The 20,965-nt window shown below is 66.3% G+C and carries 19 protein-coding genes; 2 read left to right on the forward strand and 17 right to left on the reverse strand.

Going from position 1 to position 20,965, the window contains the following annotated elements; genetic code table 11:
* The first annotated feature begins 81 nt into the window (after nt 1-81).
* Nucleotides 82-1,308: a spore maturation protein gene (locus tag TQ98_RS27080; RefSeq protein WP_044873422.1), complete on the forward strand. Its 1,227-nt coding sequence runs from the start codon at nt 82-84 to the stop codon at nt 1,306-1,308.
* Between the two features lie 161 nt (nt 1,309-1,469).
* Here TQ98_RS27080 and TQ98_RS27085 read toward each other — a convergent pair whose 3' ends face one another.
* From TQ98_RS27085 to TQ98_RS27130, 10 genes are all read right to left on the reverse strand, one after another.
* Entirely contained in the window at nt 1,470-2,513 is a 1,044-nt protein-coding gene (locus TQ98_RS27085; protein ID WP_044873423.1) for a DUF5924 family protein, read from the reverse strand.
* Between the two features lie 93 nt (nt 2,514-2,606).
* Nucleotides 2,607-3,110, reverse strand: coding sequence for a GNAT family N-acetyltransferase (locus tag TQ98_RS27090; protein WP_044873424.1), 504 nt, complete (start codon nt 3,108-3,110; stop codon nt 2,607-2,609).
* A 62-nt stretch (nt 3,111-3,172) separates the two neighbouring features.
* Nucleotides 3,173-4,765 carry a PAS domain-containing methyl-accepting chemotaxis protein gene (locus TQ98_RS27095; RefSeq protein WP_044873425.1) on the reverse strand — a complete coding sequence of 531 codons (1,593 nt, stop codon included), beginning with the start codon at nt 4,763-4,765 and terminating at the stop codon, nt 3,173-3,175.
* Nucleotides 4,762-7,011, reverse strand: a complete 2,250-nt coding sequence (locus TQ98_RS27100; protein ID WP_103103115.1) for an EAL domain-containing protein — start codon at nt 7,009-7,011, stop codon at nt 4,762-4,764. Before TQ98_RS27100 ends, TQ98_RS27095 begins: the two co-directional genes overlap by 4 nt.
* A gap of 150 nt (nt 7,012-7,161) precedes the next feature.
* Nucleotides 7,162-7,485 (reverse strand): hypothetical protein, encoded by a 324-nt coding sequence (locus TQ98_RS27105; RefSeq protein ID WP_044873428.1) that lies wholly within the window; start codon nt 7,483-7,485, stop codon nt 7,162-7,164.
* 134 nt (nt 7,486-7,619) lie between these two features.
* Nucleotides 7,620-7,820, reverse strand: a complete 201-nt coding sequence (locus tag TQ98_RS28220) for an AraC family transcriptional regulator ligand-binding domain-containing protein (RefSeq protein ID WP_044873429.1) — start codon at nt 7,818-7,820, stop codon at nt 7,620-7,622.
* A gap of 17 nt (nt 7,821-7,837) precedes the next feature.
* On the reverse strand, nt 7,838-9,526 hold the full coding sequence (locus TQ98_RS27115) for a Na/Pi cotransporter family protein (protein ID WP_044873430.1): 1,689 nt from the start codon (nt 9,524-9,526) through the stop codon (nt 7,838-7,840).
* A gap of 306 nt (nt 9,527-9,832) precedes the next feature.
* On the reverse strand, nt 9,833-10,594 hold the full coding sequence (locus TQ98_RS27120; protein WP_044873431.1) for a TerC family protein: 762 nt from the start codon (nt 10,592-10,594) through the stop codon (nt 9,833-9,835).
* Nucleotides 10,595-10,707: 113 nt separating this feature from the next.
* Entirely contained in the window at nt 10,708-12,015 is a 1,308-nt protein-coding gene (locus TQ98_RS27125) for a CitMHS family transporter (protein WP_044873432.1), read from the reverse strand.
* A gap of 261 nt (nt 12,016-12,276) precedes the next feature.
* On the reverse strand, nt 12,277-13,197 hold the full coding sequence (locus TQ98_RS27130) for an AEC family transporter (RefSeq protein ID WP_177410233.1): 921 nt from the start codon (nt 13,195-13,197) through the stop codon (nt 12,277-12,279).
* 86 nt (nt 13,198-13,283) lie between these two features.
* Between TQ98_RS27130 and TQ98_RS27135 the strand changes: the two genes are divergently transcribed.
* Nucleotides 13,284-13,685 (forward strand): GFA family protein, encoded by a 402-nt coding sequence (locus TQ98_RS27135; RefSeq protein ID WP_044873434.1) that lies wholly within the window; start codon nt 13,284-13,286, stop codon nt 13,683-13,685.
* Between the two features lie 107 nt (nt 13,686-13,792).
* On the opposite strand, the gene TQ98_RS27140 is transcribed toward TQ98_RS27135, so the two are convergent.
* The 7 genes from TQ98_RS27140 to TQ98_RS27170 all read right to left on the reverse strand — a co-directional run bounded on the left by TQ98_RS27140 (nt 13,793) and on the right by TQ98_RS27170 (nt 20,964).
* Nucleotides 13,793-15,751 carry a DUF4105 domain-containing protein gene (locus TQ98_RS27140; protein ID WP_103103116.1) on the reverse strand — a complete coding sequence of 653 codons (1,959 nt, stop codon included), beginning with the start codon at nt 15,749-15,751 and terminating at the stop codon, nt 13,793-13,795.
* Between the two features lie 18 nt (nt 15,752-15,769).
* Nucleotides 15,770-16,090, reverse strand: a complete 321-nt coding sequence (locus TQ98_RS27145) for a DUF2388 domain-containing protein (protein ID WP_044873436.1) — start codon at nt 16,088-16,090, stop codon at nt 15,770-15,772.
* A gap of 168 nt (nt 16,091-16,258) precedes the next feature.
* A complete protein-coding gene (locus tag TQ98_RS27150; protein ID WP_044873437.1) occupies nt 16,259-16,576 on the reverse strand; it encodes a DUF2388 domain-containing protein in 318 nt (105 codons plus the stop codon).
* A gap of 97 nt (nt 16,577-16,673) precedes the next feature.
* Entirely contained in the window at nt 16,674-16,892 is a 219-nt protein-coding gene (locus TQ98_RS27155; RefSeq protein ID WP_044873438.1) for a DUF1127 domain-containing protein, read from the reverse strand.
* A 353-nt stretch (nt 16,893-17,245) separates the two neighbouring features.
* Entirely contained in the window at nt 17,246-17,461 is a 216-nt protein-coding gene (locus tag TQ98_RS27160; RefSeq protein ID WP_044873439.1) for a DUF1127 domain-containing protein, read from the reverse strand.
* A gap of 329 nt (nt 17,462-17,790) precedes the next feature.
* Nucleotides 17,791-19,284: an acetyl-CoA hydrolase/transferase family protein gene (locus TQ98_RS27165; protein ID WP_044873440.1), complete on the reverse strand. Its 1,494-nt coding sequence runs from the start codon at nt 19,282-19,284 to the stop codon at nt 17,791-17,793.
* A 243-nt stretch (nt 19,285-19,527) separates the two neighbouring features.
* Nucleotides 19,528-20,964, reverse strand: a complete 1,437-nt coding sequence (locus tag TQ98_RS27170; protein WP_044873441.1) for an NAD(P)(+) transhydrogenase (Re/Si-specific) subunit beta — start codon at nt 20,962-20,964, stop codon at nt 19,528-19,530.
* Between the last annotated feature and the right edge of the window lies 1 nt (nt 20,965).

The raw sequence follows: 20,965 nt of genomic DNA on the forward strand, positions 1-20,965 counted from the left end.
AGGTTCGCACCAGAGATTGCATTCGCCGCCATGGCTAGCGCCCCGCTAGAATCCGCCTCACTGTTTTCGGGGGAACTGCAAATGCTCAACGGCTTGTGGCTGAGCTTCTTCCTGGTGGCGGCGGTGGCTGCGCTGGGACGTTGGATCGGGGGAGATCCGGGTGTCTGGGCGGCGATGGTGGAGAGCCTGTTCGCCATGGCCAAGCTCTCGGTCGACGTGATGATCATGCTGTTCGGCACCCTGACCTTGTGGCTGGGCTTCCTGCGCATCGCCGAGAAGGCCGGTCTGGTGGATGTCCTCGCGCGGCTGCTCGGCCCGCTGTTCGCCCGCCTGATGCCGGAAGTGCCGCGTGGCCACCATGCGCTTGGCCTCGTCACCCTGAGCTTCACCGCCAACGGCCTCGGCCTGGATAACGCCGCCACCCCCATCGGCCTCAAGGCGATGAAGGCGCTGCAGGAGCTGAACCCCAGCAGCACCTCGGCGAGCAACGCCCAGGTGCTGTTCATGGTGATGAACGCCTCCTCCTTCGTGCTGCTGCCGGTGACCATCTTCATGTACCGCGCCCAGGCCGGCGCCAGCGATCCGGCCATGGTGTTTCTGCCGATCCTGCTGGCCAACGCCATTTCCACCACCACGGCGCTGCTCTCGGTGGCCGTCATGCAGCGGATCAAGCTGACGGACCCGGTGCTGCTCGCCTGGCTCGGCGGTGGCGCGCTACTGCTCGGCGGCTTCATGGCCGTGCTGGCCGGCCTCTCGGCCACGGCGCTGACGGCGCTGTCCTCGCTGCTCGGCAACTTCACGCTGTTCGCGCTGATCCTCTGCTTCCTGGTGATGGGCGCGCTGAAGAAGGTCCCGGTCTACGAATGCTTCGTCGAAGGCGCCAAGGAAGGCTTCGAGGTGGCGAAGAACCTCCTGCCCTATCTGGTCGCCATGCTCTGTGCCGTGGGCGCCCTGCGGGCCTCGGGCGCCCTGGAGCAATTGCTCGATGTCATTCGCTGGGCAGTCGAAGCCCTGGGGATGGACAGCCGCTTCGTCGAGGCCCTGCCCACCGGCCTGGTCAAACCCTTCTCCGGCAGTGCCGCCCGCGCCATGTTGCTCGAAACGATCCAGAGCCACGGCGTCGACAGCTTCCCCGCGCTGGTGGCCGCCACCATGCAGGGCAGCACCGAAACCACCTTCTACGTGCTCGCGGTGTACTTCGGTTCGGTGGGCATCCAGCGCGCCCGGCACGCCGTGGGCTGCGCCCTGCTGGCCGACCTGTCCGGGGTGCTCGCCTCCATCGGCGTCTGCTACTGGTTCTTTGGCTGACGTCCGCGCGGACCGGAGTGGGAGACGCACAAACCGAGGACTCATGGTGCCCGTAGGATGCGGTGGAGCGAAGCGATACCCATCGGCGGCGGCTGATGGGTATCGCAAGCTCCACCCATCCTACGAAGAGCCGTCCCTTGGGCTGGATTGGTAGGGGGCGTTCAGTGGGGCTTGGGCGGTAGCTCGGACGGGTTCACGCGAAAGCGCAGGGTGCCGATCATCTGCCCCGCCTCGGTCAGCACCTGCACCTGCCAGCGGCCCACCGGGTTGGACGGGAAGTTCTGCTTGTGGGTCCAGGCGCGGTAGCCGGCCTCGCGGCCGCCGTGGATATCCAGGGCGATGCGGTCCACCTCGCGGCCGTTGAAGCGCCAGACGTGGTAGATGCGCTCGTTCAGTCCGCGTGGCGCGTTGATCGCGGTATAGGCATAGAGCCCCTTGCTGCGCAGGTCGGCGGCGCTGACCTGCTCCACGCCGTCGCCCGGCGTGCGCTGGTGGTCGTTCAGCTCGGGAGTGACCGCGACTTCCGTGAGCCAGAGGGTCGCCGGCGGTACCCAGACCCGCGTCACCCAGCCCAGCCCGCCCAGTGCCAGGGTCAGCCCCACCAGCCCGAGGCCGCGCCACCAGCGCTGCACCCGGATGACGCCGAACAGGCTGACGAAGGATAGCGCCACGGCGATGCCCAGGGCCCAGCGGTAGCTCTGCGCGGTGGTCTGCTGGAGGATCAGCGGCAGCGACGCCAGCAGTACGGCGAACAGCGTGAGGGTGTGGTACGCGAGAAACAGCCAGCGGCGCGGCGCCAGATGGCGGTTGTACACCGGGTCGGTGATCGAGCACAGCGCGGCCACCCCGAGCAGGCCGGTGAACAGGGCCTGGCCGCTGTTCCAGCTGGTGGTGATGGCGAAGAACGGCAGCACGAAGAACAGGCTTTCCTGGTGGATCAGCTGGGTCAGGAAACGCATCAACGGCGGCGGCAGTTCGATGCCGAAGCGCTGCTCGAAGGTGCGTCGGAACAGGTTCTCCAGCATCAGCCAGAGCCAGCTCACCAGCAGCAGGATGGCCATCATCTTGGCCACGCGCGCACCGCGATCCACCAGGAAGAAACTCGCCATTCCCGAAACGAAGCCATAGAGGGCGATCAGCCGAGGATGGCGCTGCAGCAGTTCGAGCAGCTTGAGGACCTGGGGTTTGAAGGTGGAGAGCAGCATCGGTGGCGACAAGGCTGAAGACGAAGGCGCGCAGGATACTGTCGGGCGCCGTCCCTGAGAAGGCGAGCAGGCGTTGGCCTGACGGCCTGCCACTCAGCCCAGCAACAGGCGCATTTTCTGTGGCTGGTCGGGGCGGCCGCTGGGCAGGGTGCAGGGCGGCAGGTCTTCGACCCAGCGGAAGGCGAAGCGCTCGTAGAGGCGAATGGCCGGGCGATTGGACTTCAGCACCGCCAGTTCCACCCGGTTCATGCCCAGGCGACTGCAATGCTCCAGTGCCGCTGCCATCAGCTGCCTGCCCAGGCCCTGGCCGCGATGGGCCTTCATCACCTGCATGCCGAGCACGCCGAACTCTTCTCCCGAACTGTCTTCCAGCCCACAGAAGCTGGCGGGGAAAATCTCGATGGAGCCCACCAGCTCGTCCTTCACCTCAGCGATGAACTGCGGCAGGTCCAGGGGCAGTGCCCGTAACAGCAGGGCGCGCATCTGCTCGATGGGCGGCGCTTCGGCCCGCAGCAGGAATTCACCCTCGGCACTGACCTCGGCGAACAGCCGGTGCAGGGCTTCGATATCGCTGATGCGCAGCTTCCTGATGGCCATGGGCGTCCTGCTCCAAAGGGGATGCGGGCACTGTGGACCAGGGCACAGGGCCTGGCAATGGCTCAGCCGGAGCGACGATGACTGTCCCAGAACTGCTGCGCCAGCAACCGCAGGCCTGCCGCAAGTTCGGCGACTTCCTGCGCGCTCTGCTGGCTGCGCCCGGCGCTGTCGGCATTGTTGTCGGCGGCCTGGCGGATGCTCGCCAGGCTCTGACGGATCTCCTCGCTGGCGGCGCTCTGCTGTTCCACGGCACTGGCGATCTGCAGGCTCATGCCATTGATGGCGTTGACCTGCTGGTTGATCTGCGCCAGGGAGTCGCTGGCGCGCAGGGCCTGGCTCAGGCTCTCGCCGGCCTGGGCGCAGCTGCGCTGCATGGCCGACGCGGCCTGGCCGGCGCCCTGCTGGAGGTTGGCGATCATCTCGTGAATTTCTTCGGTGGACTGCCGGGTACGCGAGGCCAGCGCGCGGACCTCGTCGGCCACCACGGCGAATCCCCGGCCGGCGTCGCCGGCGCGGGCCGCCTCGATGGCCGCGTTGAGGGCGAGCAGGTTGGTTTGCTCGGCGATGCTGCGGATCACTTCCAGCACCTGGCCGATGTGGCCGCTCTGGCCTTGCAGCAGGTTCACGGCCTCGCTGGCCTGGCGGACGCCCTCCTCCAGCTCGGCGATGCGGCTGCGGGTGATGTCCACTTCATGCCGGCCGAGGCTCGCCGCCGCGTCGGTCTGATCGGCGGCGGTGGCGCTCTCCTGGGCATTGCGCGCCACATCCTGGACGCTGCAGGTCATCTCCTCCATGGCAGTGGCGACCTGCTCGGTCTCCTGCTGCTGCTGGCGCGTGGCTTCGTTGCTGCTGGAAACCGAGGCCGCCAGCTGCCCCGCGTGCTCGGCCAGTTGCCGCGACGATTCGGCCATCCGCCCGACCACGGCGCCCGCCTCCGTTTCCAGCATGCGCAGGGCGAAGGCGATCTCGCCGAACTCGTCGTTGCGTCCGCAATACAGCCACTGGCTGACCGGGTTGCGGGCAATGCCACGGGCCTTTGTCAGCAGCGCCTGCAGCGGCTGCAGCTGCCAGCGGATCAGGGCGTAGCCGAGGCCGAGGCTGGCGACGGCGGAGGGCAGCGCCGCGAAGGGCAGCAGGCCCGCCAGCAGACTGTCCAGGCCCAGGCCGAGCAGGCTGGACAGGCCGCAGATCGCCACCAGGCGCTCGCGCAGACCCAGCCGCGCGGGGCGCAGTGTCCTGGGGCGCTGCCCCGCGCGCAGTTGGGCGTAGAGCCGCTCCGCCGCCTCCACTTGCTCGGGCTCAGGGCGGGTGCGCACCGACTGGTACTCCACCACCCGTCCGTCCCGCAGCACCGGCGTGACGAAGGCACTGACCCAGTAATGGTCGCCGTTCTTGCAGCGGTTCTTCACCAGCCCCATCCAGCTGTGCCCGCCCTTCAAGGTCTGCCAGAGATGCTCGAAGGCGGCCGGCGGCATGTCCGGATGGCGCACCAGGTTGTGACTGCGCCCGACCAACTCCTCGCGCTGGAAGCCGCTGATGGCGAGGAAGTCGGCGTTCACGTGGGTGACGACGCCCTTGAGGTCCGTGGTGGAGAGGATGTTGGCGCTGGCGTCGAACTGGACCGCCCGGCCGGTGACCGGCATGTTGATCTTCATCGGCTGCTTCCCTGCTTGTCTGCGTGGCTCCGCCCGGACACGGCCGGCGGGCGCCCTTCCCCATCGAACCCTGTCTCACCCCGCAGCAGCGGCTCCAGTGCCTCCGGCGGCAGGGGGCGGCTGAACCAGTAGCCCTGGGCGTAGTGGCAGTCCGCGTCCAGGAGGAAGTCCAGGTGCGCGGCGCTTTCCACGCCTTCGGCCATCACCTCCAGGCCGAGGCTGCGGCCAAGGCCGATGATGGCCCGGCAGATCGCGTTCAGCTCCGGGTCATCCGGTGCGCCGCCGATGAAGCTGCGGTCCACCTTGAGGATCTGCAGCGGGAAGCGCTTGAGGTAACCCAGCGAGGAGTAGCCGGTGCCGAAATCGTCCAGGGCCAGGCTCACCCCGAGCACCGCCAGTTCGCGCAGGCAGGCCAGGGTGTCGGCGCTGTCGTGCATCAGCAGGCTCTCGGTGATTTCAAGCACCAGGCTGGTGGGGGCCAGGCCGGTGTCCCGGAGAATCCTGGCGACCCGGTGGACGAAACCCGGCAGCAATAGCTGACGGCTGGAGAGGTTCACCGAGCAGCGCAGTGCCGGCTGCCCGGCCAACTGCCACTGGCGCGTCTGCCGACAGGCCTCGCGCAGCACCCAGTCGCCCACGGCGACGATTTCGCCGGATTCCTCCAGGGCCGGGATGAATTGCAGCGGCGATTCCAGCCGGTCGCCCCGGCGCCAACGCAGCAGAGCTTCCACCGCCACCACCTGTGGCCGGTCGCCGTCCAGGCGGCAGATGGGCTGGTAGTGCAACTCGAACTCATGCCGCTCCAGGGCGTGGGCCAGGGCGCTGTGCAGTTCCAGGCGCTTCTGGGCGGCGGTCTGCATCTCGGCGCTGTAGCGGGCGAACTGCGCCTTGCCGGCTTCCTTGGCGCGGTACAGCGCCAGGTCAGCGGCCTGGAGGGTATCCACCGCCTGGCCTTCGGCCTGGAGCCCGGTGATGCCGATGCTGGCGCTCAGCGACAGGGTGTGATCGTCGAGTCGCAGGGGCTGGTGCAGGCTGTCGAGCATGCGCTGGGCGACCTGCTCGGCATCGGCGAGGCAGGCCAGGTCGTCCAGCAGCACGACGAACTCGTCACCGCCGAAACGTGCCAGGTGGTCGCCGGGGCGCAGGCAGCGGGCCAGGCGCTGGGCGGCTTCCACCAGGACCCGGTCGCCCATGGCGTGGCCGAGGCTGTCATTGATCAGCTTGAAACGGTCCAGGTCGACGAACAGCAGCGCTGCTTCCCGGGCGCCGGGCCGCTGCCGGCGTTCCAGTGCACGTTGCAGCAGTTCATCCAGGCGAAGACGGTTGGCCAGGCCGGTCAACGGGTCGTGGCGCGCGGCGTGGCGCAGCTCCTGCTCGGCGGCCTTGTTCTTGCTGATGTCGGTCTGGGAGCCGGCCATGCGACCGGACTCGGCCACGCCGCGTACCAGCACCCAGAGATAGCTGCCGTCCCTCCGGCGAATGCGGTACTGGTGGTGCAGCCAGGGCGTCTCGCCGCGCAGGTGGGCCTCCACCGCCTGGCGCAGGCCCGGCTGGTCGTCCGGGTGGACACGGGCGAACCAGCTGGCGCTGCCCTCCCCCAGGCTGTCGCGGCTCATGCCGAGCATGGCCGCCCAGCGCTCGGAGAGGTAAAGGCGGTCGTGTTCCAGGTCCCAGTCCCAGAGGCCATCGTTGGCCCCGCGCAGGGCGCGGGCGAAGCGCGCTTCGCTGTCCTCCAGGGCCTGGCGCTGGGCGCTGCTGTAGGTGTCGATGGCCAGCGCCATGTCGAAGAACACGGCTTTCAGCAGGCTGGCGTAGGTGGCGCTCGCCTCGCTCTCGCCCAGCAGCGCGTCGAGCATGTGGTCCAGGTACAGGCGGTAGGCGCCCAGGTACCACTTGAGGTCCACCCCGACCTGCTGGTGCACCAGCCCCACGCGCAGGCGATTGAGCACGTAGTCGCGGTCATAGGGGCCGCTCCAGAGGCGCTGGTAATAGTCCAGCTGGCTGTGCTTCAGGCGCTGCAGCGTGGTGGGGTTGCGGAGGATGCCGGCGATGGGGTCGAACTGTTCCAGGTGGCCGTACAGGCGCTCGACGAAAGCCCGGTGGCACCCTTCCATGTCTTCGGCGTGGCGGGTCAGCCGCGCGGCGTCCGCGTCCTGCCACTCCAGGTAGCGACCGCGCATGGCGACCTCGCCCCGCGACAGGCCGATACGGCTGAGCATCCCCTCGAGTAGTTGTTCCAGGCCCATGCATCCTCCCTTGGATGTTTCCTGCGGGCATAAAAAAAGCGCCGTGATCGACTGCCCCTTGAGGAGCGGCCGATCACGGCGCTTTGTCTTGCAGGCCCCTGATGTCCTGCCCGGCAAAGCCGGCTTCCGCCTTGGCGGAACCTGTGCCGCTCAGGTTTTACCTGAGTCATTTGGCCGCGGCAACTCCCCCAGTGCGTGTTCGAGGCGTTTGCGCAACCGGCCCAATTCGCTGGACCTGAAGGCGTGCCGGGTCCGTTCCAGCACTTCCACGGTTTCCCCCAGCAGGGCATGCAGGCGGCTGGACTGACTCAGCGGGGCATCTTTCAGCCAGTGGCAAAGCGGGGCTCGCGTGCAGTCACAGGCGCGGGCGAGGACGGTGCAGTCCAGGGCGCTGCGCGCCAGCAGTTGGCGGGCCTGGTCGGCGAGGGCCTGGTCATCACAAACGAGCAGCAGCGGAGCGGGAATGCGCGGCATGGCGGAGGTGACCTGATGTCAAAAGGCCATCTAATCTATACCGTTGCCTTCGTGTAAATGTTGATCCGCATCAGTTGTCGCAATTGGCCACCCGGCCTGGCGACGTCGGCCACTGCCGGGCCGGGGGTGGGGAATCAAGCTGCTCTGGCCCTGACCAGGCGCAGCTCGGCGAGCAGCGGGCGATACAGGGTCCAGAGTTCGTCGCCGCGCACCTCCAGAACCAGGCTGCCGCCCTCGCCCACCAGGCGCTGGTAGCGCAGCTCCGCCTCCAGGGCTTCACCCAGGGTCGAGCTGCTCTGCAGGAGATAGCCGAGCACGCTGAACTGGCCCGGCACGCTGTGAAGAGCGCGGCTCAGCGGTGCGAGCTGATCTCCGGTTCGAAATAGCGTTGGGGCTCCATTGCCGTGTCGTCCTCGTCGACCGACTCGGGCGCATCGGGGTTGTCCAGCACCGCGTAGGCAATGGCGCAGAACAGCGAGTTGAGGCGCTTCATGTCGCTGATCAGGCCCAGGTGCAGGGCACTGGTCTCGATGCTCTGCACCACCTGTTGGTGCAGGCGTGCGACGTGGGCGTGGGAGAGGCGCCGCTCGAGGATGCGGAAACGCTGTTTGGCCCGGCGCAGGCGCTTGGCGTTCTCCTGGTCACCGTTGAGGAACACGGAGAGGGCCAGGCGCAGGTTTTCCACCAGTTGGTCGTGGAGGCTGACGATTTCCTCCAGTCCCTCATCGGAGAAGGCCAGCCCCTGGGCTTTGTTCTTGCTCTGCACGTCGTCGAGCATGCGTTCGATGACGTCGCCGGCTTGTTCCAGGTTGATGGTCAACTCGATGATCTCGGCCCAGCGCCGGCTGTCGCGTTCGCCCAGGTCCTCGCGGGGCATCCGCGCGAGGTAGAGCTTGATGGCCGTGTAGAGCACGTCGAGGTCGTCGTCCATGCGGTGGATGTCCTTGCCCAGCAACGGGTCGCCGTCCCGAAGCAGGTGCAGCAGGTTGTGCAGCATCTGCTCGACGATATCGCCCATGCGCAGGGTTTCGCGCACCGCGTTGGCCAGGGCCAGGCTGGGGGTCTCCAGCGCTGCGGGGTCGAGGTGGCGGGGTTTGGCCACGTCTTCAGGCTGCGGACGGTCCGGCATCAGCCAGTCGCAGAAACGTGCCATGGGCACCGTCAGCGGCAGGCAGAGGGTGCAGCGCACGCTGTTGTAGAGCAGGTGGAAGGCGATCACCAGTTCGGCATTGGAGATGGGCCAGCCGTCCATCCAGTTGGCCAGCGGGCCCACCAGCGGCAGCACCAGGACACAACCGGTCAGCTTGAACAGCAGGCTGCCCAGGGCCACCCGGCGGCCGGCGGGGATCTGCAGGCTGCTGCTGAGCAGGGCGAGGATGCCGCTGCCAATGTTGGCGCCGATCACCAGGCAGAGGGCCACCTTGAGGGAGATCACCTTGGACGCGGCAAGGGTCGCGGTGAGCAGCACGGCGGCCAGGCTGGAGTAGGACACCATCGCGAACAGCGCACCGGTCAAAGCGTCCAGCAGCACGTCGCCGGTGAGGGAGGAGAACAGCACCTTCACGCCCTTGGCGGTGGTGATGGGTTCGGCGGCGACGATGATCAGTTGCAGGGCGAGGATGATCAGCCCGAGGCCGATGCCGACGCGGCCCAGCTGGCCGAGGCGGGTCTGCTTGCGGGACAGGAAGAAGATCACCCCGAAGAAGATCAGCAGCGGCGACAGCCAGGACAGGTCCAGGGTCAGCACCCGCGCCATCAGCGCCGTGCCCACGTCGGCGCCGAGCATGATGGCCAAGGCCGGGGCCAGCAGCATCAGGCCCTGGGCGACGAAGGAGCCCACCAGCAGCGCCGTGGCATTGCTGCTCTGCACCAGGGCGGTGACGCCGATGCCGGCGGCGAAGGCCAGGGGCGGTCGGCGGATGCTGCGGCTGAGCAGGCGGCGCAGGTTGGCGCCGTACACGCGGAGGACGCCGGTCCGCACGATGTGCGTGCCCCAGATGAGCATGGCGACGGCCGAGAGGAGATTGAGCAGCGTCAGCATGGTGGCCCTCCTGGCGATCTCGAAGGCCGCTGTGCCCAAGCACGGGATACAGCGGTGAAGTCAGGCGAGTGGAAACGGGACTGTCATCGTTAGACCGTCGTGGCCTGGCCTGGTCTCCGGGAAGCGTCCGACTCGCTTGGCGCCTACCTCGTATTAAAGACCGTCATCGCCGATCCTGCCCGTTACCGATCAACGGTTTGGCGGGGAATCTTGAGGTGGTTTGTGGGAGATATGGATACGCGCTTGTGGATAAGCAGGGGGCAATAAAAAACGGGGCCATTCGGCCCCGTTCTTCATGGCTGCGGTTTACTGCCCAGGAATGTCCTTGCGCAGTTTCACCGGGTCTTCCTTGCGGCCGCGGGCGGTGCGGGCGCGGATGTTGAGCGCTTCCACGGCCAGGGAGAAGGCCATGGCGAAGTAGACGTAGCCCTTCGGCACGTGGACTTCGAAGGATTCGGCGATCAGCACGGTACCCACCACCACCAGGAAGGACAGGGCCAGCATCTTCAGGCTCGGGTGGCGATCGATGAAGGCGCTGATGGTGCCGGCGGCCATCATCATCACCAGCACGGCGACGATGATCGCGGCGACCATCACCGGCACGTTGGAGACCATGCCGACGGCCGTGATCACCGAGTCCAGGGAGAACACGATGTCGATGATGGCGATCTGGATGATGGTGCCGATGAAGTTGCGCGCCGCACCGGATGCCGGCTGCTCGTCGGTTTCGTCTTCGCCTTCCAGGCTGTGGTACATCTCGGTGCTGCTCTTCCACAGCAGGAACAGGCCGCCGAAGAAGAGGATCAGGTCACGGCCGGAGATGCCCTGGTCGAACACATGGAACAGGTCGTTGGTGAGCCGCATGATCCAGGTGATGGACAGCAGCAGCGCGATTCGGGTGACCATCGCCAGCGCGAGGCCGAAGAAGCGGGTGCGCGCCTGCATGTGCGGCGGCATGCGGCCCACGAGAATGGCGATCATGATGATGTTGTCGATGCCGAGGACGATCTCCAGGGCGGTCAGGGTGAAGAAGGCGACCCAGATTTCCGGGCTGGTCAGCCATTCCATGATGCGTTGGTCCTCACGAGGTTCTTGGTCTAGGGATTGGGCACGATCAAGCCGGAAACAGCTTACGCAGTTTCCGGCTTGATCGAGGTGTCATTCAGCGACTTCTGTAGCTGTCAGTGCGACCCGAAGAGCGGGAACACACCCAGCAGCAAGGCGGCGAGGAGGATACACAGACAAATCATCACCGCCCACTTCAACGTGAAGCGCTGGTGGTCGCCGAACTCCACCTTGGCCAGGCCCACGAGCAGGTAGGTGGAGGGCACCAGCGGACTCAGCAGATGCACCGGCTGGCCTACGATAGACGCCCGCGCCATCTCCACCGGGCTGATGCCGTAATGGCCTGCGGCCTCGGCCAGAACCGGTAATACGCCGTAATAAAATGCGTCGTTGGACATGAAGAAGGTGAACGGCATGCTCACCACCGCCGTGATCACGGCCATGTACGGACCCATGGACGGCGGAATCACCGCCAGCAGGCTCTTGGACATGGCTTCCACCATGCCGGTACCGGACAGGATGCCGGTGAAGATGCCGGCGGCGAAGATCAGGCCCACTACCGCCAGCACGTTGCCGGCATGGGCGGCGACCCGTTCCTTCTGCTGCTGCAGGCAGGGGTAGTTGATGATCATGGCCAGGCTGAAGGCGATCATGAACAGCACCGGCAGCGGCAGCAGGCCGGCGATCAGGGTCACCATCAGGGCGGCGGTCAGTGCGCCGTTCACCCAGATCAGCTTCGGGCGGCGGGCCTCCGGGAACTGCGAAACACTGATCTCGTCATGGTTGATCTGCTCGTCGGGCAGGTGCAGCACGCCGAGGCGCGCGCGTTCGCGCTTGCCATAGGCCCAGGCGAGGCCGAACAGGGCGATGGCACCGACGATCATCGCCGGGATCATCGGTACGAAGATGTCCGACGGGTCGACGTGCAGGGCGCTGGCGGCGCGGGCGGTGGGGCCGCCCCAGGGGGTCATGTTCATGATGCCGCCGGCCAGGATGATCAGGCCGGCCATGATCAGCGGGCTCATGCCCAGGCGGCTGTATAGCGGCAGCAGGGCGGCGACGCAGATCATGTAGGTGGTGGCGCCGTCACCGTCGAGGGAGACGATCAGAGCCAGGGCCGCGGTGCCCACCGAGACTTTCAGCGGGTCACCCTTCACCAGCTTGAGGATCCTGCGCACGGCCGGGTCGAACAGACCGGAGTCGATCATCATGGCGAAGTAGAGGATGGCGAACATCAGCATTACGCCGGTGGGGGCGAGCTTGCCGATGCCTTCGAGCATCATCGGGCCGATGCCCGCGGCGAAACCGCCGATCAGGGCGAAGGCGATGGGGACGATGATCAGAGCGATCAGGGCAGACAGGCGCTTGGTCATGATCAGGTACATGAAGCAGATGACCATGGCGAAGCCGAGCAGAGTCAGCATGGCGGTTCTCCGGACGTGATTCGGGTAGGGCGAAGGGCGATCAGCGCTGGGCCGAAGGCGTACGGAGAGCGGACGGAGCGGTGCCGGGATGGCAGCAGGAATGGAACATGACGATCACCAATCTTGTTGTTGTCGGATTGCCGGTCTGGTGCCGGCAGTGGGGCGGATGCTAAGGCGCCAACCTTTCAGCGAGCTTTCGGCGGTGATCGGGGCCGATTTCGCGGGGATTTGTCGACGAACGGCGACCGGGCGGTCGCCGTTTCAGGGAGTGACGGCGCGCATGACCAGCAGCAGGCTGCCGGCGGCGAGCAGGGTCTGCAGGGTGATGATGCCGGCCATCAGGTGGCTGTCGCCGCCGAGCTGGCGGGTCAGCACATAGGCCGTAGGCGCCGTGGGTAGGGCGAAGAAGAGCACGAGGATGCTGCTTTCCATGGCCGGCAGACCCAGCACCCGGGTCACGGCGAAAGCCAGGGCGGGCATGGCCAGCAGGCGCAGGGCGCAGTTCCAGGCCAGCGCCGGCACTTCGCCGGCCAGCTCCTGCGGCCGCAGCGCCGCACCGACGCAGAGCAGGCCCAGCGGGAGGCTGGCCACCGCCAGCAGGTTGAGCAGGCGATCGGTTCCGCCGGGCAGGCCGAAGCCGGCGACGTTCACCAGCGCGCCGCCCAGGCAGGCGAGGATCAGCGGGTTCTTCGCAATGGGCACCAGCAGCCCGCGCAGGCTCACGCCGCGTTCAGCGGTCAGCGCCCAGACCGACATCAGGTTCACCGTCGGCACCATCAGCGCCAGCATCAGCGCGGCCATCGCCAGTCCGTCCTTGCCATAGAGGCTGCCGATGGCGGCCAGGCCCAGGTAGGTGTTGAAGCGCAGGATGCCCTGCGTGATGGCGCCGAAGCGCGCCGCCGGCCAGCCGAGCAGGCGTCGCGCCAGCAACAGCGCCGCCCAGCCGATGCCGAGCCCGAGGAACACCGCCATGGCCAGCCGGGGCAGGGCGGGGTTGTCCAGGGGCGCGGTGGCCAGGCTGCTGAACAGCAGGGCGGGGAACAGGATGAAGTAATTCAGGCGTTCGGCAGAGGGCCAGAAGGCCTCACCGGGGAAGTCCCAACGGCGCAGCAGATAGCCGCCGACGATCAGCGCGAAGAGGGGCCAGAGGGCCTGGAAGAGGGTGAGCACGGCGACATCCAGTCAGCGGGAAGCCAACATCTTGGTGATCCCGCCGACCCTGCGCAACCGCCTGCTAGGGTGAAATCAGACCCGTCCAGGAGATCAACATGGCCGAACTCCTCACCGGCGGCTGCCACTGCGGGCAGCTGCGTTACACCGTCGAGGCGCCTCTGACGGACGTCGCCCATTGCCACTGCTCCATTTGCCGACGCACCAGCGGCGGCATCGTCACCACCTGGGCGACGGTGCCCCTGGCGAGCTTCCGCTGGAGCGCCGGTACGCCGGCCGAATACGCCTCGTCGAGCGAGGCCGTGCGTTACTTCTGCTCCCGTTGCGGCAGCCAGCTGGCGTTCTTCACCCAGCTCGCCCCGGACAGCCTGGATATCACGGTGGCGACCCTGGACCAGCCGGAGAACGTCCCGGCGGACCGGCATATCTGGGTGAAGAGCCGTCTTCCCTGGCTGCATCTGGATCCCCAATTGCCGGAGGAGGATGAGGAGACGCTCTGAGGGGGAAGCGGCGGACCTCGCGTAGGTTGGGTAGCGCTCCGCGAAACCCGACGGCCCCGAGTGCGGAATCGTTGGTGCACCCACCTACGGAGCGCACATTGCGTGCTTTACGGAAGGACTAGCCCGCCCGCGTCCTTGTGCAGCTGGCGCAGGTGTTTGCCGATCTGCTTGAGGTTGGCTTCGGTGCCGTTCAGCTCGGCCAGGCGCTGGGGTTCCAGCAGGCTGCGCACTTCGCGGTCGAGGTCGTCGCTGAGCTTGCGCATGGTCTGCTGGCGACTGCTGCTTTCGGCTTCCAGCTGCTGCCATTCGGCGCTCTGGGGCAGGCCGTAGCCGCCCTGCAGCAGCTCTGCTGGGCGGCTGAGGAAGCCGCTGTTAGCGAGCATCTGTTCAAGGGTGCCGCCGGCCTTGGCGAAGCGGGTCTGGCCGGCCTGTTCCCGTGAGCTCAGGTAGTTGCGCTTGAGTTCGTCCTGGGCCAGCAGCAACTGGCGGCGCTGGGCGGCCTGTTCCAGCAGGAGCAGGGCGGCGCTGGCGCGCAAGTCGGCTTTTGCGAACCAGGGGCGGCGCTGCTCGGCGGAAAGCTGCAGCCAGTCCTCCACCTCGTCCTGGGGCACGTTCAGGCGTTCCCGGAGGATCTTGAACATGGCCTGGTAGCGGTCGCGGAAGGAGTCGAAGCGGTAGCCCAGGCGCAGGGCTTCCCTGGGATCGTCCAGGGGCGTGTGGTCGGCGATGCCACGGCCCTCCAGCAGCTTGAGCAGGCCATTGGGCATGATGCTGTCGAGGTCGCGCAGGGCCGGGTGGTCGGTGCCGCTGCGTAGCAGCTTGAGGGTTTCCACCGCGCAATTGTTGGAGAGGAACCAGTAATCGCCGTCGTAGCTCCAGTGTATTTCGGCGGCGTGTTGCACCAGGGCCTCCACCTCGTCGCGGTTGAGTCTGAGGGGCACCGAGGCGAGGCTGCGCAGTTCCACCTTGGTGTATTCCTCGATCACCTGGTGCAGGGGCAGCACGAACAGGCGCGACGGGTAGGCGCCGGTGAGGCCGTCCCAGCTGGACAGCTGCACGTCGCCGACGAAGGCGCGGTAGGAGAGCACCAGGTGCTGGTCGAGGTCGAGGCGGCAGTCCGGCCCGCGCGGGCGGCCGGGTGCGCAGATCACCAGGCGCAGCATGCTGTGGCCCCAGCGGCTGACCCAGTTCTGGTTGGCTTCGGCGAACAGGTAATCCACCTCGTAGACCCGCTCGGGGTCTAGCTTGCCCAGGGGCTGCTTGCCGAAGTCGCTTCCGGCATTGAGGTAGGGATAGCCGTCGACGCAGCTGGCGCGCTCGGCCGGAGCCCAGCCGAAATGCTCGCGGAAGTAGCGGTACAGCGTCGGGCGGCGGCAGGCGTAGGCCGGATCAAGGAGGAAGTACTCCATGTTCACCGCGACGAATTCGCGGGAATTGCTCAGCTCGTAGCTATCCGGGCTGCGGGCCACCTGATGGTTTTCCGCTTCGCGCTGGCCGCGCTTGCCAACCGCCTGCGGCCAGCCGGCAAGGTCCAGCAGACGCGGGTCGTCGCTCAGGGTGAAGCGCCGCTCGGTCTGGCCCCGGCAGTCGCCGGGCAGGCCCACCAGGCCGTTGCTGGCGGACTGGTTGCGGCAGCGGAACTGTTGCGTCCGCTCGGTGGCGGACCAGAGCCGGGCGCGGTCATAGATATGGGTCAGCTCATGGAGCACGGTGGCCAGCATTTCGCGGCGCACCGTGCCGTGGACGCGGGTGGTCTTCTGTGTCGCCGCGCTGCCATCGGTCAAGCCGGCCAGCAGGTTGCGATTCAGCACCAGGGCGTCGAAGCGGGTGGCACGGCCATAGCCGTTCTCCGGCAGATCATCGCTCCAGCTGACTTCCACCTCGCGGTCCAGGCGCTGGATGAAGGCAGGCGGCAGGGCCGCGCGGGCCTCGTCCAGCAATTGTTGACTGGCCTCGCGCTGGGGCTGGGTCAGGCCTTCGTCATCCAGCACCAGGCGCAGGTCCGCCTGGGCGCCGCCGGCAATCAGCAGGCCGGCCAGGCAGAACAGACGCAGCAAGGTGTTCAGGGGCAGGTGCTCGCGGGATCAGAGGGCGAGGATGGTTTCCGCCAGGGCCTGGTCGCTGGCGTCGCGGGCCTCCGGGAATTGCTCGCGCAGGGCGCCGAACGCGGCTTCCAGCTGGGCGCCACGGATCTCGCCGGCGCTGGCCACGAAGCTGGCGGCGTCGTCGCGGGCGGCCATCACCACTTTCATGTCACGGATGGAGGTGGTGGTGTCGGAAGTGAAGTCGAGAGTGCGGTCCAGCGCGCGGACGATGATGTTGCTGGTGGCCTCCAGCGTCTGGGCCTGGGTGGCGCCAGCAAAGAAAGAAAGGGCGATGGCTGCGACAGACAGCGTGCGGCGCATGGAAGCTCTCCGTAGGAAATTTCTAGGGCATTGGACGGCATTACCCGACGGCAGTTCTTCACCGTGGGCGCAGGGCGCGAAGGTTAACGGAATGGGCCCGCGAGGAACAGGCGGCGCGGGGCGTGGAGGCCCCAATGGGCCGCGCGGAGGGCGCGGCCCGGGACCTCGTCAGAGGGCGAGGATGGCCTGGGCCAGTTGCAGGTCGCTGGCGGCCAGTTGCGGCAGGGTCGTGCGGATGTGCTTGAAGGCGGCTTCCAGGCGGGCGCCACGGATATCGCCGTCGCTGGCAACGAAGCTGGCGGCATCGTCACGGGCAGCGAGCACGATCTTGTCGTCGTCGAAGGAGGAGCTGATGTCGGAGGTGGAGTCCGAGCTGGCGCGAGTGGCGTCGACCACGGTATCGGTGGTGACCACGAAACTGGTGGCGGAGGCGCCGGTGGCGAGTGCCAGCAGGGCGGCGGCGCTGAGCAGGCGTAGAGAGGTCATGGGGTAACTCCTTTGACTGACCGGAGCGGCAGCGCGAGAGGCGCTGCCGGCTGCCCGGACAGCCTAGTCAAAGCGAGCGCGACGGGCCAGTGCTGGCTCAGCGCCAGAAGGGCCTGTCCAGTTCTTCATAGCGCTCGCTCGGGCTGATGCCGACATCCGCCAGGGCGCGGGCATCCAGTTGCGCCAGTTGGTTCCGGGTGCGCGCGTTGCGTTGCCACAGGGCAAGGGTGGCGAACAGGCGCAGGTACCAGTGGGTCCGGGGGCGGCTTGGCTGGAACCGGGCAGAAGTTACAGAGGCAGAGAGTGTGCGATCCATGGCGCTCTTCCTTCCCGCAGCGGCGCGGGGATGGGTGATGGAGGGTCATGATCCCGTTCGCGGGGAACCCTGTGCAGTCACAGCCGGATTCAATTGTGCTGTAGCAGATCGATGATTGTTGAAACTGTATTGGTCTGATCTGGATCAGCTGTGCTGGATGGGGCGGAGTGGGGCGCCGAGATGGTGTGTCTGCGAGGTTTCTGGTGGGCTGAAGCCCACCCGACACGAGGAGCATGCAGGCTCCAGCGCTGGCATTTTGGGCTTTTCAGGGCCCAGAAACGACGAAACCCGCCGCGGAATGCGACGGGTTCTGTCTGGGGTGTTGCTAGCGGGCCGCTGGCCCGGCGAACTGCTTAGCGCCAGAAGGGCTTGTTCAGTTCGGCTTCGCGCTGGGCTTCGCTGATACCGGCGTCGGCCAGCAGGCGAGTGTCGAGCAGGGCCAGTTGATGACGGCTGGCGATGCGACGCTGCCACAGCAGCAGGGTGGAGAGGGTACGCAGGGCCCACGAAGCTTTCGGGGATTGTTCGGCGCTTTCGAAGATCAGGTCGGAACTGAGGGTACGTTCCATGGCGGTAGGTCCTTCCCGCTTTTGACGGGGCTTGGTTATCAACTGGTGCCTATGATCTACCCGGAACAGCCGCGACTGTAGTCACAGTTGCTCTAAATTGTGTTGTTCATACTTAGCATGCTTATCAACTGTTTTGCTGAAATTCTGCGCAACTGTATGGGTGCTCCGGCAAATCACTCGTGATTCGCCAGAGCACCACATTTTTTCCTGTCGATTGAAAGAACAGCAGGGCTTTCAAACAGTACAGTTCTGATTTTTCAGAAACTGTTTTCAGACCCCTTTGTCAGAATCGTTGATTACAAGCTCATAACTGTTCTGGTCGATTTGGATCAGCTGGCCAGCATTTGGCCGGTTTCTTCCAGATTGATATGCCAGGACATGGCTTCGCGGAGCAGGTGCGGGGTGTGGCCGCCCTTGGCGCAGGCTGCACTGAAGTACGACTGTAGCGCTTGGCGGTAATCCGGATGCACACAGTTGTCGATGATCACCCGGGCGCGTTCGCGGGGGGCCAGGCCACGCAGGTCGGCCAGACCCTGCTCGGTGACCAGGATGTCCACGTCGTGCTCGGTGTGGTCCACGTGGCTGACCATGGGCACCACGCTGGAAATGGCACCGCCCTTGGCGATGGATTTGGTGACGAAGATGGCCAGGTGGGCGTTGCGGGCGAAGTCGCCGGAGCCGCCGATGCCGTTCATCATCCTGGTGCCGCCCACATGGGTGGAGTTGACGTTGCCGTAGATGTCGAACTCCAGCGCGGTGTTGATGCCGATGATGCCCAGGCGCCGCACCACTTCGGGGTGGTTGGAGATCTCCTGTGGACGCAGCACCAGCTTGTCCTTGTAGCGCTCCAGGTTGCCGAAGACATCGGCGTTGCGGCGGGCGGACAGGGTGACGGAGCTGCCGGAGGCAAAGGACAGCTTGCCGGCGTCGATCAGGTCGAAGGTGGAGTCCTGCAGCACCTCGGAGTACATGGTGAGGTCCTGGAACGGCGACTCGATCAGGCCGCACATCACGGCGTTGGCGATGCTGCCGATACCGGCCTGCAGCGGTGCCAGGTTATTGCTCATGCGACCGGCTTCCACTTCGCGCTTGAAGAAGGCGATCAGGTGGTCGGCGATAGCCTGGGTCTCGCCATCCGGCGGCAGCACGGTGGACAGGGAGTCCGGCTGCTCGGTGATAACGATGGCGGCAATCTTGGCCGGATCGATCGGAATCGCGGTGGCGCCGATGCGGTCATCCACGCGGGTCAGCGGGATCGGCGTGCGGGTTGGCCGGTAGGTCGGGATATAGATGTCGTGCAGGCCTTCCAGGTTGGGGTTGTGGGCCAGGTTGATCTCGACGATCACGCGCTTGGCGAAGATCGCGAAGCTGGCGGAGTTGCCCACGGAGGTGGTCGGCACGATGTGGCCCTGCTCGGTGATGGCCACGGCTTCGATCACGGCGATGTCGGGCAGCTTGAGCTGATGGTTGCGCAGTTGCTCGACGGTTTCCGACAAGTGCTGGTCGATGAACATCACTTCACCGGCATTGATCGCCTTGCGCAGGGTGCTGTCCACCTGAAACGGCATGCGACGGGCCAGCACGCCGGCCTCGGTGAGTTGCTTGTCGAGGTCGTTGCCCAGGCTCGCGCCGGTCATCAGGCTGATCTGCAGCGGCTGCTCCTTGGCTCGCGCGGCCAGTGCCTGGGGCACGGCCTTGGCTTCGCCGGCGCGGGTGAAACCGCTCATGCCGACGGTCATGCCGTCTTCGATCAGGGCAGCGGCCTCGGCCGCACTCATCACCTTGCCCAGCAGAGAGGGCAGGCGCACGCGATCAGAGTACATGGGGAAAACCTCGGACAACGGGGAGGGAAAGCGCGCAGTCTAGGGGCTGGCGGGGCGTCCGACTTCTATACCAAGGTCGAAGAAATGGCTCTATTCAGGGCCTTTCGTCGGAGGGGAGGGCGTGGATTGCTCTTCTGTAGGGGCGAATTCATTCGCCCCTACAACACAAGATGCCCGTGCAGGCGAAGGCGTAAACAAAAGCCCCGGCACAAGGCCGGGGTCTTCGCTGGATCAGGGCAGGGATCAATCCACTGCTTTCACCATGTCCTCGATCACCTTCTTGGCGTCGCCGAACACCATCATGGTCTTGTCCATGTAGAACAGTTCGTTGTCCAGGCCGGCGTAGCCGCTGGCCATGGAGCGCTTGTTCACGATGATGGTCTTGGCCTTGAAGGCTTCCAGGATCGGCATGCCGGCAATCGGCGACTTCGGATCGTTCTTCGCCGCCGGGTTCACCACGTCGTTGGCGCCCAATACCAGCACCACGTCGGCCTGGCCGAACTCGGAGTTGATGTCCTCCATCTCGAACACCTGCTCGTAGGGCACTTCGGCCTCGGCCAGCAGGACGTTCATGTGACCGGGCATACGGCCTGCCACCGGGTGGATCGCGTACTTCACGTTGACGCCGCGATGGCTCAGCTTCTCCGACAGTTCCATCAGCGCGTGCTGGGCGCGTGCCACCGCCAGGCCGTAGCCGGGGACGATGATCACGCTGTCGGCGTTGGTCAGCAGGAAGGCGGCGTCGTCGGACGAGCCGGACTTCACCGGACGCTGTTCCTTGCTGCCACCCGAGGCGCCGGCATCAGCTTCGGCACCGAAGCCGCCGAGGATGACGTTGAAGAAGGAGCGGTTCATCGCCTTGCACATGATGTACGACAGGATCGCACCGGAGGAGCCCACCAGGGAGCCGGCGACGATCAGCATCGAGTTGTTCAGCGAGAAGCCGATACCGGCCGCCGCCCAGCCCGAGTAGCTGTTCAGCATGGACACCACCACCGGCATGTCAGCGCCGCCGATCGGGATGATGATCAGCACGCCGATGACGAAGGCCAGGGCCACCAGCAGGGCGAAGGCGCCGATGTTGCCGGTGAAGGTGAAGTACAGGCCGAGGGCGACGATGCCCAGGCCCACCAGCAGGTTCAGCTTGTGCTGGCCGGCGAACTGCACCGGGGCACCCTGGAACAGGCGGAACTTGTACTTGCCCGACAGCTTGCCGAAGGCGATCACCGAACCGGAGAAGGTGACGGCACCGATGGCTGCGCCGAGGAACAGTTCCAGGCGGTTGCCCGCCGGGATGGCGTCGCCCAGGGCGGCAACGATGCCCAGGGACTGCGGCTCGACCACGGCGGCGATGGCGATGAACACCGCAGCCAGACCGATCATGCTGTGCATGAAGGCCACCAGCTCCGGCATCTTGGTCATTTCGACGCGCTTGGCCATGATCGAACCGGCGGTACCGCCGATCAGCAGGCCGACGATCACGTAGCCGATGCCCTGGGTGGCGAGGTCCGCGCCCAGCTTATAGATGAGGCTGATGGTGGTGACCACGGCGATGGCCATGCCGACCATGCCGAACAGGTTGCCGCGACGGGACGAGGTCGGGTGCGACAGACCCTTGAGTGCCTGGATGAAGCACACCGAGGCGACAAGGTAGAGAAGGGTGATCAGGTTCATGCTCATG

It is taken from the genome of Pseudomonas sp. LFM046, assembly GCF_000949385.2.
Taxonomy (GTDB): domain Bacteria; phylum Pseudomonadota; class Gammaproteobacteria; order Pseudomonadales; family Pseudomonadaceae; genus Metapseudomonas.

Bases quoted from the DNA above. Each gene is read 5' to 3' on its own strand.
- TQ98_RS27135 (WP_044873434.1), top strand. From the start codon at position 13,284: ATGGCCGAACTCCTCACCGGCGGCTGCCACTGCGGGCAGCTGCGTTAC.
- TQ98_RS27095 (WP_044873425.1), bottom strand. From the start codon at position 4,765: ATGAAGATCAACATGCCGGTCACCGGCCGGGCGGTCCAGTTCGACGCC.
- TQ98_RS27105 (WP_044873428.1), bottom strand. From the start codon at position 7,485: ATGCCGCGCATTCCCGCTCCGCTGCTGCTCGTTTGTGATGACCAGGCC.
- TQ98_RS27150 (WP_044873437.1), bottom strand. From the start codon at position 16,576: ATGACCTCTCTACGCCTGCTCAGCGCCGCCGCCCTGCTGGCACTCGCC.
- TQ98_RS27125 (WP_044873432.1), bottom strand. From the start codon at position 12,015: ATGCTGACTCTGCTCGGCTTCGCCATGGTCATCTGCTTCATGTACCTG.
- TQ98_RS27165 (WP_044873440.1), bottom strand. From the start codon at position 19,284: ATGTACTCTGATCGCGTGCGCCTGCCCTCTCTGCTGGGCAAGGTGATG.
- TQ98_RS27160 (WP_044873439.1), bottom strand. From the start codon at position 17,461: ATGGAACGTACCCTCAGTTCCGACCTGATCTTCGAAAGCGCCGAACAA.
- TQ98_RS27155 (WP_044873438.1), bottom strand. From the start codon at position 16,892: ATGGATCGCACACTCTCTGCCTCTGTAACTTCTGCCCGGTTCCAGCCA.
- TQ98_RS27080 (WP_044873422.1), top strand. From the start codon at position 82: ATGCTCAACGGCTTGTGGCTGAGCTTCTTCCTGGTGGCGGCGGTGGCT.
- TQ98_RS27120 (WP_044873431.1), bottom strand. From the start codon at position 10,594: ATGGAATGGCTGACCAGCCCGGAAATCTGGGTCGCCTTCTTCACCCTG.
- TQ98_RS27100 (WP_103103115.1), bottom strand. From the start codon at position 7,011: ATGGGCCTGGAACAACTACTCGAGGGGATGCTCAGCCGTATCGGCCTG.
- TQ98_RS27090 (WP_044873424.1), bottom strand. From the start codon at position 3,110: ATGGCCATCAGGAAGCTGCGCATCAGCGATATCGAAGCCCTGCACCGG.
- TQ98_RS27085 (WP_044873423.1), bottom strand. From the start codon at position 2,513: ATGCTGCTCTCCACCTTCAAACCCCAGGTCCTCAAGCTGCTCGAACTG.
- TQ98_RS27115 (WP_044873430.1), bottom strand. From the start codon at position 9,526: ATGCTGACGCTGCTCAATCTCCTCTCGGCCGTCGCCATGCTCATCTGG.
- TQ98_RS27170 (WP_044873441.1), bottom strand. From the start codon at position 20,964: ATGAGCATGAACCTGATCACCCTTCTCTACCTTGTCGCCTCGGTGTGC.
- TQ98_RS27145 (WP_044873436.1), bottom strand. From the start codon at position 16,090: ATGCGCCGCACGCTGTCTGTCGCAGCCATCGCCCTTTCTTTCTTTGCT.